Here is a 12,364-nt window from a genome sequence, read left to right on the forward strand (position 1 = left end):
AATCCGATGGGGTGAGTACGATGTTGAGAGACTTATTAAACAATTTCTCGCTTGTTGCCGTATTTGTTTTTATATCGCTTCAAATTTTTTACTCCCCCAAATTACAAAAGGCAGCCCGATGGAAATTTCAGATTTGGGCAGGCATAACACACGGACTATTCGGAGTTATGCTTGCTTATACTGGAGTCCATGTGAGTGAACGGCACATTCTAGATTTGAAAGCGGTTGCAATTCTGATGGCTACTTTCATCGGTGGCGGTGTTTCTGGTTTTATAACGACGGTAGTCATCATTATTGGCCGGACGATGATCGATCCAGCAGTTTTGTTTCGTGTATCGCTGATAGGATTTATTATTTATGCGGGTGGTTTACTTATTCATTCTTACATCCGCGACTATTGGAAGAAATGGATGCTGCTCGTATTATGTCCTGTCATTGTGTTATTTGTTGATATGGTCCTTATTTATAAAGTTCCTGCTATGGAGCTTGTCATTCCGAATTTACTTTTGCATTTAGGGGCCGGCATGTTCGTTGCAGGACTTATTCGCTATTTCTTGCGCTCCGAGGAGCTTAAAAGGCAAGTACGACAGGTACAGCAAGAGCTTTCTGATATTTTGCGTTTTCAACCAGGGCTTATGTTTAAGCTCAAAAAAATACAGAATTCCATGGTGTATACGATCATTGATGGTCAATTATTGCATCAGCTCGGCATTAAACCGGATGACTTTTTCTACAAGAATGTGCATGCGATTCCATCGTATTCGGAAGACATTGCGCAATTTTTGCAATCCAAATATGAAGAAGCCTACCGAGGGAATCAAGTCGCCTATGAAATGGATGTACGTGGAAAAATCATTTTCACGACGTTACAGCCTGTTTTTGATGGCACCGAAGTGGTTGAAGTCATAGGTTCGGCGACGGATGTTACGGAGAAGAGTCTGGCAGAACGTCGGATTCAGGAAAGTGAAGAGCGGAATCGGATTCTCGTAGAGAACTCGCAGGAGGGCATTCTGGGTTTCACAACAGAAGGCGAAATTACGTCAGTGAATCAAGCGGCATGTCACCTATCACAAACCAGAGCTGAGGACATGCTGGGTCTTACAATGACTGCTTTTTTACCCGTATCCGAGCAGGAGCTTTGGGAGCAGCACTTTCAAGAAGTGCTAAGGAGTGGTGATAATGTGAGATTCGAAATCGCGATTCCGTCGTCGGAGGGGCCAAGAAGAGACTATCGGGTAACACTTTCAGCTTATCATCATGCCTCTGGTGAAGTGAAAGGGATTGTGGGTACGATTCACGATTTTACCGAAGCTTCTATGCGTCATGCAGCTGATCAAGCCAATCAAGCGAAGAGTCATTTTATTGCCAAAATGAGTCATGAAATTCGAACGCCTTTGAATGGGATTATCGGGCTGTCTCAACTGTTAGGGAAGACACCGCTCTCCGAGCACCAGAAGGATTACTTAACGAATATTACCTCTTCTTCGCATACGTTGTTAGGTATTATTAATGATGTGTTGGATTTTTCAAAGGTTGAAGCAGGTAAATTAGAGGTGGAACGAACGAGCTTTAATCTGGACGAGCTGTTGAAGGAACTTTCCAGTATTTGCAGTGTACTATCGAAGAGCCAGCCCATAGAGATTATTTTTAGTACACCTGCTGAGCTGCCTAGGCGACTTCTCGGAGATCCGCTTCGGTTGAAGCAAGTTTTACTGAACCTCTGCAGCAATGCCATTAAATTTACGCGTGCAGGTTATGTGAGGCTTCACATTGAGCTAGGCCCACAGACATCCAGTGAGGAAATGATGCTGCGATTTAGCGTCGAAGACTCGGGGATTGGCATTTCGGCTGATCGGCTTTCTTACATTTTCGAGCCTTTTTCTCAAGCGGATGGATCAACGAGCCGTGAGTATGGAGGAACTGGTCTGGGACTGCCGATCAGCCAACATTTGATCACGTTAATGGGCGGTGTGCTCCAAGCAGAAAGTATAATGGGAAGCGGGAGCCGTTTCACTTTTGCCTTACCTTTTCAAATCATTGAGCAAGACGATCCTGATGAGTGGGATATTGGAGAGGGAAATGATCCTTATCATGTGTTGGTTGTTGAAGATCATCCCCTTATGAGAAACAGCTTACAGGATACCTTAGAATCGTTTGCACTCATCGCAACGACGGTTCCTTCTTGGGATTCGTTGTTCAAACGGCTAGGCGGGAAAAAAAACGGGGCAGATGACTTCCATTGTCTCCTCCTGGATATGGAAAGCGATGATATGTATGGCCTAGAAACATGGGATGCTCTTCTCGCTTTGATTCAAAGAGATCGAACGCGCTTAATTTGTCTGACATCCTCAATGGGGAAGGAAGAGCTGCTTACACTCCCTGAGGAGATAAGGCCTGATGCGGTACTTGTTAAACCGATTAGTCGACTAGAGCTGTATCAGACGTTGGAATACTTGTTCCATCCTAAGCATGAGTCGCGGGTCGTGGAGCATGGATCGGTTTTGAATCCTTCTGCTAAAGTGGAAGAATGGKGGCACATTCTACTCGTTGAGGACAATGAAATTAATCAACAAGTGGCTATGGAGCTGCTTGAGGAGCGGGGCTACAGAGTCACGTTAGCGACAAATGGTCGAGAAGCGCTCGACAAGTTGGAAAAAGGCGAATTTGCCTTGGTCCTCATGGATATCCACATTCCAGTTATGGATGGTGTCGAGGCTACAAGACTTCTACGACTGAACCCTAGATTTCGTGAAATACCGATCATCGGGCTTACGGCTAATGTCGTTAAACAAGATCAAGAAGCATACGTCCGAATGGGTATGAACGATGTGATAAGCAAACCGCTGGATGTGAAGTTGCTGTTTCGAGTGATTCACAAATGGCTGGAACCCGAGAAGAGGAAGGAACGGGAGCGAAGCTTCAATGATCCTCAACCGGTTGATGGAGAAGAGACACCTTATTATCAAGGTATCCCCTCGATAGACTGGAAGGGAGCTTTGGCCCGAGTGGAGGGGAAAGAGAGTATTCTTCTCGTCATGCTGCAACTGTTCAAGAAGAATTATAGTGACTTCGCAGATCTGCTCCGGATCAATCACCGTGAAGGGGATTGGGTCGCTGCCAAACGAGCTGCGCATACGCTAATCGGTGTAGCAGGCAGCCTATCGGCAGAAGCGCTGCATGCGGGAGCTGTGAAGCTCCAAACAACAATTCTCCTGAATGAGAATTATGAGGACCAGATCGCCGAGATTGCAGCGGAAATTGAGCGGATTATCGTTTGTATTCCGGATGAAGCGTAAGCGTTGATGATGGAGTAGACTCATCGTGATCCTAGACGGATTTCCACTCTATAGCGTACGCTGTGCCCGTTAGCCGTTTCMCACATGTGTAGCCCGCCAGCCCATCACGCTAACGGCCACCACGGCCGTTATTTAGCTGAATCTAGCGGCCATCCTTGCTAACGGCCACCACGGCCGTTATTTAGCCAAATCCAGCACCCATCCTACGCTAACGGCCACTACAGCCGCTATTTCATCCAAAACACCTGATCTTAGCCCGATTTCCACTCCCTAGCGTACGCTGTGTCCGTTAGCGAAGCAGGAGCATCGAATTCAGCCAAATAGCGTCGCCTATGTCCGTTAGCCCGGCCACTCCCCACCCCGCTGCGCCACTCCAACAATCATAGCCTCAACCGAACAGGGGGAGGGGGAGCGAGCACATAGAACTAAGAGCACAAAGGATCAGCGGAGCGAGCACATAGGACTAAGAGCACAAAGGATCAGAGGAGCGAGCATGAACGATCAAGAGTAGCTACTCATCACACTAACGGCCACCATGGCCGTTATTTAGCACAATCCAGCGCCCATCCTACGCTAACGGCCACTACAGCCGCTATTTCGCCCCCAAACCCTGATTCTAGCCCGATTCCCACCCCATAGCGTACACTGTGTCCGTTAGCGAAGCAGGAGCATCGAATTCTGCCAAATAGCGTCGCCTGTGTCCGTTAGCCGGGCCACTCCCCGCCCCGCCGCGTCCCGCCCCACCGCGTCCCGCCCCGCCCCGCCCCACCGCGTCCCGCCGTGTCCCGCCGCGCCACAGCCAACAGTCACAATTTCAACTGAAATGTACGGTATCGCTGACGTCCTCCGACGACAGTCAAGAGTTGCTTCTCAACTAGTTGATGCAGCACTCGTCTTACGTGGCGGTCGGAGAGCCGAAGGTGTTCAGTAATTTCTATAGGCGTAATTGGCCGAAGCAAGCGACGTGCATAACGCACAACTTCTGCCTCTGCCCAATCCAAGCCAGCTGACACATCGGCTGAAAGGAACTTTCCGACGAATGACAAGATAAGTTGTTGGCATTGCTTCGGATCTTCTTTGATGGACAAGTAAGCAATTGGCATAAAAGTCCACCCATCAAGGGTTAGCAAGCTATGTCGCATGCATAAATCTTTAAATCGTCTAACATCAAGATCTCTGGCATGTGATCCAAATCCTTGTATTTCGATTCCTCCTTTTACGCCGCCAGGCATATAGGCAAGATCGAGATAGCGGTAGCCATTATTGAAATCACGTACCTCCCACTCGGGGTATAAGTGATTGAAATTACCGATGGCAGGAAACCAAATGCAACGTAAAAACTCAATTGTTCCGTGGCCCAACCCTTTCTCTAACAATTCGATCCTTCGATGATTTACGGTCCCAGTCTTAGCGTGCGCGATCATTGCCTGCATCCATTCGTTATATTTTTCCTCAAATGACATTCATCCCAGCCTCCTATTCATTGTAAATAAACAAACAAAAACCGTTCCACAGCATAGCTCATAATGAGCGTTATGCAATGAAACGGCGTGTGCTTCACTCCGTCTACCTTATTAGAATGAGTATAAAAGAAAAAGGCTCGGATTACTACACTTACCAGTATAATTAATCTAAACGCCCGAATAAGCCATAAATCCGCCATCCACTGGAATCGTCGTACCTGTAACGAAGCGGGACATGTCGGAATCCGCCAGCCACAGCAACGTGCCTAGTAAATCCTCAGGCTTGCCGAATCGGCGCATCGGGGTATGGGCAATGATTTTATGGGAACGATCCGTCAGCGATCCATCCTCTTTCATCAACAATTTGGCATTCTGCTCCGTCAAAAAGAACCCAGGTGCAATGGCATTAACACGAATGCCGCTTTCTGCCAAATGAACAGCTAGCCATTTTGTAAAGTTATCGATAGCCGCTTTGGCTGCGCTGTAGGCAGGAACTTTCGTCATGGGCGAAGGTGCACTCATGGAAGAGATATTGATCACAGTTGCACCGGTTTTGCCATGCATATGCTTAGTGAATACTTGCGTAGGAATTAAGGTGCCCACGAAATTAAGATCCAGCACGTTGCGGAAACCAGTGATACTTAGATCATAGAAGGATTGCACATCCGGATTCGCCACGTCTTCCATTTTGAAAATCTCATTCGTCGTATTCGCACTAGCATGATTACCACCCGCGCCATTAATCAGAATATCGCAGGTACCTAACTGTTCCGTCACGGAGGCCGCAGCCTGTTCTACACTTTCCGTTACAGTTACATCGCAAGCAACAGCAACGGCCACGCCACCAGCTGCTTGAATTTCGTTTACGACGGCTAACCCTTTCTCATGCGTACGATTCAGAATAGCAATGTGTGCGCCTTGTCTAGCTAATTCTAATGCCATAACGCGGCACAGAACGCCAGCGCCTCCTGTAATCACAACGACCTTCCCTTGCAGGGATGGAAAATTAGTTAATCCGCTCATTTGCAGTGACAGCTCCTTCTTGTAAAGTAGCGCTTTGGCGACACAACATGTCCCAAAGTCCCCATAAATACATAATACCTAATGCCCGATCGTACAGCCCGTATCCAGGTCGGCAACGCTCATCCCAAATATGTCGACCATGATCCGGACGGCAAAATCCTTCGAATTTGTTCGCATGCAGCGCCTGTACAATGCCAGACATATCCACCGTGCCGTCCTGCGTACGATGAGAGGCCTCGATGAAATCACCATTCTCAAACACACGAACATTGCGCAGATGGGCAAAAGGAACCCGATCCGCGAATTCATGCACGATCGAGACAATATCATTGCTCGGATTCGCACCGAGTGAGCCACTGCACATCGTAAGCCCGTTATATGGGCTGTCATGTAAGGCTAAGAAACGGCGAATATTTGCTTGGTTCGTCATTAATCTTGGTAATCCGAAGACGGACCAAGGCGGGTCGTCCGGGTGAATTGCCATGCGAATGCCGTGCTCGGCGGCCACGGGAATAACTTCATCCAAGAAATACTTGAGGTTCGCCCAGAGCTGCTCTTCGGTGACTTCCTTATAGGCGTCGAATAGCTCCGTCAAATGAGCGAGTCGTTCAGGCTCCCAGCCTGGCATACTGAAATCGGGGTTGGCATTAATCCGTCCAACATGCTCAGTGAGGTCGAGGTTGGCAATTTTACTCCTTTCATAAAATAGTGCCGTCGAACCGTCTTCTAGCTCCTTATGTAAATCTGTCCGTACCCAATCGAACACAGGCATGAAATTGTAGCAAATGACTTTGACTCCAACTTGCGCTAACGTGGCGATCGTTTTCTTATAATTAGCGATATACGTATCGCGACTTGGCAGTCCTAATTTAATATCCTCATGGATGTTGACGCTCTCCACGACCTGCATATGCAGCCCCACACGATCAGCCTCGGCTTTGATTTTCTGAATCTTATCCATCGGCCATTCTTCACCAGCAGGTACATCATGCAGTGCCCAGACGATACCTTCAACACCGGGAATTTGTTTAATTTGCTTAAGAGTGACCGTATCGTTGCCCTCTCCAAACCAACGGAATACCATTTTCATAGATGAACATTCGCCTCCAATATAATCAACCTATTTGAAATACGTAGGGAACTTCTCTTTTAATAATGCTTGATCAGCAATGCCAACTTGAAGATGCGCGCGTATCAATTTTTCTGCCTTATCTGGCTGCTGCTCTTGGATGGCATCCACAATCTGCCCATGTTGCGCATAGAGCTCATCCCAATGATGATCAGTCGCTAAGCGAAGCATACGGGTGCGGTTCAAATGCACATTAATTTGCCCAATGACTGCCCAGGTGTTCATTTTCTTGCAGCCTTCGAAGATCGTCCGATGAAACTCCTCATCAAGCTCAAACATTTTCTTGAAGTCTTGTTCATCCATACACACTTTCTGCGAGGCTAAATTCATTTGAAGCAAGCGTAGGGACTCTTCCGGAAAAGAGAGACAGGCCAAGCGAATAACGGCGCTTTCTAGATGTTCGCGAATGAAGCGAGCTTCATCCACCAGCTCCAGATCAATACGAGAGACTACCGTACCGCGTTGTGGATAAATATCCAGCAAGCCTTCCTGTGCTAATTGGACGAAGCTTTCCCGAACAGGTGTCCGACTCACGTTGAAGCTTACCGACATTTCTTTCTCCGAAATGGTTGCACCTGGAAGCAGGGCAAGACTCAGAATTTGAGCCTTTAGCGTGTGGTAAACGGCATCACGTGTCGAACTAATCAGTGGTTTTTTGAAATAATCCATAGGGATCTCCTTTGCAAAATGAAGCTTAAAACTTATACTACCATACTTGTATGGTAGTATGGAAGCGGAGAATTGATTAATGAATCTTCGTAGATTCGGAACGCCGCCTACCGTTTTGAACAAAATAAAAACACCGCATGCAGCTCGTGCTTTCCTCACTAGGAGTAACACGAATCACATGCGGTGTAGGTTAATTTTAACGAGAGACAGCGAAGCTTTGTACCGTTCTCCAAGCTTCTAATTGCTTCTCTAATTGTTTCACTAACGTCGAGACGTCTTGGGAGAATTGCTCTCTTTGTTGCTCATTCATCCCAATCTGTTCCTGCTGCAGCTCGCTAGAAGTAGGTGGAGTGGGAATCGTTTGAAGCAATTGCTGTAGTCTAGCTTGTAACAGCGATCCAGCAGCAACAGGTACATCAGCTTGCGATATAGCAGGATTAGCTTCTACTGGCAGCCCCACGTTGTTATCATCAATCCCCTGCGCAGCAGGTACGGCAACTTCTTGAACCTCAACTTTGATCTTCTCTGCTTTCGCAGGTGCCTTGGCAGCGATCGGCTTCGCTCGTTCAGCCCGATTGTTCTGGAAGGTAGACCAGGTTTCGATTAGTTCAGGCCCTGATTTATAGAGCAACTGCCCCTTGATTCGGTCAGAGATGTCTTTATCCTTAAACATCTTGGCAATTTTCTTCACATCACTGACTGGCATTTCATCACGTGCCATGATCAGGGCTAAGGGATCACGATGCTCCAATGGGAGATCCTTCAACGGCAGCAATTGATCTTCCGTAAGCTTATCTTTGCGAATCTCCGTGCCGCCTACGATGAGCTTCTTTACGGAATTCCCAAACTTAAGCAGTTCACACTTGTTTTTGATATACGTTTCAGGTTTGCCAAGCTTACCAGAAAGATATTTAATAGATGAGCTGAATTTCGCATCATGCATGAGCTTATKGAAAGCTTCGGCTTCCTCAATGGGAGAGAAGCCTTCCCGTGTTAGATTTTCAGCAATCTGCTCCAAATAGATTTCCATCTCATCCGTTACCGTGGACACGATACATGAAATGGTTGGAAGCCCGAGCATTTTGGTAGCTTTATATCTGCGATTGCCATAAATGATCTTATATCGGTTGTTGGCGGTTGTACGCACTTTGATCGGAGAGAGTAAGCCAATTTCCCCAATACTTTTCATTAATTCTTGCAGTGCTTCTTCATCGAACTGGTAGCGGGGCTGGTCCGTGTCCTCATCAATGAGATGCATAGAAATGTTATGTATGTCCATCTTCATGTCTCCATTCGTCAGGGTCATCTAGTCTAATTATATATCAAGGAAGGAAGTGTGGGAACGTCAATTCGCTAGAAAGGATTTGGTAGGGGGATTATGGACCATGCGTTATGGCATAGTGCTATTTACACGAGTAGTCTTTATGGCGAGACTTAAGTCCCAGAAAGACCAGGCGTTACCACGAAGTGCATAACTCATGTATAAACAAGCCCGGAGGCAAATAAATGTATTGCCAGTAAGGGAGAAGAGATGAAATAATAGTGAAAGTTGTCGAATTATGTTCCTGCTTCAAGTCAAATTTGGGAGGAAAGACCTATGAACAGAATGCAGTACTTCTTCTTATCCCTCATCTTTGTCCTTCTGTTTACCTCAACTGAATCGGTGCTCACTACCTATAAAAAATCGCTTCTGAATGAACTGCAAAGTACGGAGGCTGCCCAATTATCTGCCAAGCTGTTGCCTTACAGTCTGTCATTAATCGTAATTTTAATTTGATGCTAAGTTTAGAGGCCTTTGTCAGCGCCGGCTATTTGAAAGACAAAAGTGATCAAGAGATTCATGCGTATATTGAAGCGTTATATGCAGGTTCACAAGCGTCTGCCTTTAATGTTGTCATAGCACCACATGGGGTTATGAAGTTCGTTTATCCTTTGAAAGGGAATGAGGATATTATGGATTGGGATCTCCTGAAGGATCCTCGAGAGAATGTTCAGACGCAAGTCAATCAATCTCTGCAAACGAAAAAAATGACGACCGACGGTCCTTTTATGCTGCTTCAAGGTGTGCAAGGTTTGGTAGCTCGTAAAGCACTTTTTCAAGATGGCGTTTTCTGGGGCTTCGTCTCCGTTGCCATTAACATGGACAAGTTGCTTATTGAAGCAGGGATTGAAGACGATGCTGATGAAGGGCTGAGGATGGCCATTCGAAGTCCAGGCATGACAGCATTTTATGGGGGAAATACAACGTTCTTGCAGTCCCCATTGATCTCTGTGATCGATCTTCAGGATACGAAATGGGAACTAGCAGCTACCCCTCCCGTTAGCGCGGTAAAAACGATCAATATTCAAATGCTCATCATCCGCTTTTCCATACTTCTCGTTTTATTTCTAGGCTTATTCTTCATTATCTATATCATTCGACAACGTGATCGGCTCAGTGAAGCTGTGAACGAAAGGACACAGGAGCTGCAGATCGCGAATGAAGATTTGACAGCGGCCAATGAAGAGTTGATTGCGGGTCAGCAGGAACTACAGGAGTCTACGAAGCGGATGCAGGAATCGGAGCAAATGTTGTCCTATATGGCCTACCACGATGTACTGACAGGCATACATAACCGTGCTCATTTTCAGATGATGTTGAAAGAACAAATTACTTACAATCAGGTGAGGGGGACCTCACTCGTCGTCCTTTTCTTTGATCTTGATAATTTTAAAATGGTCAACGATTCACATGGGCATCATATGGGGGACTATATGCTGCAAAAGGTTGTTCAACGCATCCAGCAATCTCATTTGGTTTTCCATACTTTTGCTAGATTTGGTGGAGATGAATTTGCGATTTTATTGGAGAATTGCTCTAGCCAGCAGGAAATTCAAGCTTTCTGCGAACAACTTATTGCTGTCTTGAAACCGCCTTGTATATTGGCGAATCGTTCTTTCTTTATAAATGCGAGTATTGGCATTGTACAGTATCCATATGGCGGTGAAACGTGGGAAGCGCTGCTGAAAAATGCGGATATTGCGATGTATATGGCTAAAAAAGAAAGTGGCAGCTCCTATAGCTTCTTCAATCAACACATGGAGATGTTGTCCATTTCTAAGTTGGAAATGGAGAATCATCTCCGTCAATCATTGGATCGAAATGAGCTTGAGATTGTATATCAACCCCAGGTGGATTGCATGAAGGGGGCAATTACAGGCGTTGAAGCACTTTTACGTTGGAATCATACGACGAAAGGCTACATTTCGCCGTCCGATTTTATTCCAGTAGCGGAGGAAATAGGACTTATTGATGTAATTGGTGAATGGGTGCTCCGCGGCGCGTGTAGTCAGATGAAAGCTTGGCATCGTCAAACGGATGAACCGCTGATGATCTCCGTTAATATTTCAGTCAAACAACTGCATGATGAACGCTTTGTGGATAAGGTTATTGCGATTCTAGAAGAAACCGGGCTGGAAGCACGATACTTGGAGATGGAAATCACGGAAAATGTAGCGATGCAGGACGAACAGATGGGCGTTTTGAATAGACTTCGCCAATTAGGAATCTCTATCTCCGTGGATGATTTCGGTACGCATTATTCATCCTTAAGCTATCTGAAAAGGTTTCCGGTCACGAAGATTAAACTGGACCAGTCCTTTGTTCGTGGTGTTCAAACCGATGACAAGGATCGCGCTATGATCAAAGCGATCATTTCTGTAGCGAAAGCTTTTGGGCTGCAAATGATTGCAGAGGGAGTAGAGACGGAAGAACAGGCGGACTTCTTGGTGGCGAATGGCTGCCATCACATCCAAGGCTATTATTTCTATAAGCCGATGAAACCCGCACAGTTGCAAGCGATTCTGAATGATCAACTCCATGATAAATTGGCATTCTTAGGAGCAAATTCTGTTCATAAATATGATATATAAATACCAAAGAGGTGCCCCTTCACTAGGGCACCTCTTTAGTATGGAATAAGAAAAAGTCCGCTACAGCGCGACAATTTGCTTCTGTTTATTTTCGAAATAGACCCAATGCTGGAAGCCAATTTCCTTCAAAGTTTTCTGAACTTCTTCCCAATCGTCAGCAACGCGGCTAGGGACGTGGGCGTCAGAACCGAAAGTAACCTCGACGCCATAATGCAGCGCACGCTCTAGAATCTCATGCGAGGGGTACCAGCCGCCAACATCTTTCGTTTTGCCTGACGTATTAATTTCAATCGCAACGCCGGATTCTCCGATGATTTTCAAAGTCTCATCGACCTTTGGTGTCGCGATATCGGAAAAGGCAGGGTAGAACCCTTTCATCGCATCGATATGTCCTAGAATTTGGAACATTCCGGATTGAGCGGATTCAGCAATCAGACGATAATACTCTTCCTTGTGCTGAACTTTCTCAGCGTCATTCAACTTCTTCCATCGGTTACGATTGAAGATACTCACACCTCCGGATAGATGGACGGAGCCAATGATGTAATCGAACGGATACTTTGCGTATTCTTGCTTATAAATCTCCACGTGCTCTGGGAAATAATCAGATTCCACACCTAAGAGTACATTGATTTTACCTGCATACGCTTGTTTGAGTTGAAGTACTTCCTCAATATAGCGGGGAAATTCGCTTTTTGCCATGGCGATGGCAGGTTGTGCACGATCTTCCGAGCTTCCAAAGTAGGGGGAGTGATCGGAGATGCCAATTACTTGAAGGCCAGCTGCAATGGCTGCTTCAATATAGTCACGTATGGTATCTTGCGCATGTCCGCATCGCTCATGATGCGTATGTAAGTCGAATTTCACTGAAA

General features: G+C 46.3%; 10 protein-coding genes. 3 read left to right on the forward strand and 7 right to left on the reverse strand.

The features are described 5' to 3' along the window. Positions 1-20: 20 nt before the first annotated feature. Positions 21-3,296, forward strand: coding sequence for a response regulator (locus AB4114_RS12225; protein WP_441988702.1), 3,276 nt, complete (start codon positions 21-23; stop codon positions 3,294-3,296). A gap of 616 nt (positions 3,297-3,912) precedes the next feature. On the opposite strand, the gene AB4114_RS12230 is transcribed toward AB4114_RS12225, so the two are convergent. From AB4114_RS12230 to AB4114_RS12255, 6 genes are all read right to left on the reverse strand, one after another. Beyond that, entirely contained in the window at positions 3,913-4,065 is a 153-nt protein-coding gene (locus AB4114_RS12230) for a hypothetical protein (RefSeq protein WP_441988703.1), read from the reverse strand. 37 nt (positions 4,066-4,102) lie between these two features. Beyond that, positions 4,103-4,759 (reverse strand): transcriptional regulator, encoded by a 657-nt coding sequence (locus AB4114_RS12235; RefSeq protein ID WP_441988704.1) that lies wholly within the window; start codon positions 4,757-4,759, stop codon positions 4,103-4,105. A gap of 168 nt (positions 4,760-4,927) precedes the next feature. Then, on the reverse strand, positions 4,928-5,782 hold the full coding sequence (locus AB4114_RS12240) for an SDR family oxidoreductase (protein WP_441988705.1): 855 nt from the start codon (positions 5,780-5,782) through the stop codon (positions 4,928-4,930). Beyond that, the gene (gene uxuA / locus AB4114_RS12245; RefSeq protein WP_441988706.1) at positions 5,766-6,872 is read right to left on the reverse strand and encodes a mannonate dehydratase; all 1,107 of its coding nucleotides are present in this window, start codon (positions 6,870-6,872) and stop codon (positions 5,766-5,768) included. The genes AB4114_RS12240 and uxuA overlap by 17 nt, the downstream gene beginning before the upstream one ends. 30 nt (positions 6,873-6,902) lie before the next feature. Further along, positions 6,903-7,580 carry a GntR family transcriptional regulator gene (locus AB4114_RS12250; RefSeq protein WP_441988707.1) on the reverse strand — a complete coding sequence of 226 codons (678 nt, stop codon included), beginning with the start codon at positions 7,578-7,580 and terminating at the stop codon, positions 6,903-6,905. A gap of 196 nt (positions 7,581-7,776) precedes the next feature. Then, a complete protein-coding gene (locus tag AB4114_RS12255) occupies positions 7,777-8,859 on the reverse strand; it encodes a ParB/RepB/Spo0J family partition protein (protein WP_441988708.1) in 1,083 nt (360 codons plus the stop codon). A gap of 318 nt (positions 8,860-9,177) precedes the next feature. Here AB4114_RS12255 and AB4114_RS12260 point away from each other — a divergent pair, with 318 nt between their 5' ends. Further along, entirely contained in the window at positions 9,178-9,357 is a 180-nt protein-coding gene (locus tag AB4114_RS12260) for a hypothetical protein (protein WP_441988709.1), read from the forward strand. Further along, positions 9,357-11,492 carry a bifunctional diguanylate cyclase/phosphodiesterase gene (locus AB4114_RS12265; protein WP_441988710.1) on the forward strand — a complete coding sequence of 712 codons (2,136 nt, stop codon included), beginning with the start codon at positions 9,357-9,359 and terminating at the stop codon, positions 11,490-11,492. Before AB4114_RS12260 ends, AB4114_RS12265 begins: the two co-directional genes overlap by 1 nt. 60 nt (positions 11,493-11,552) lie before the next feature. Here the strand turns inward: AB4114_RS12265 and AB4114_RS12270 are convergent, their stop codons facing one another. Next, complete coding sequence (locus AB4114_RS12270; protein WP_441988711.1) at positions 11,553-12,359, reverse strand: histidinol-phosphatase; 807 nt, start codon at positions 12,357-12,359, stop codon at positions 11,553-11,555. Positions 12,360-12,364 lie beyond the last annotated feature (5 nt).

The organism is Paenibacillus sp. 2RAB27, from assembly GCF_052115445.1.
GTDB lineage: Bacteria > Bacillota > Bacilli > Paenibacillales > NBRC-103111 > Paenibacillus_E.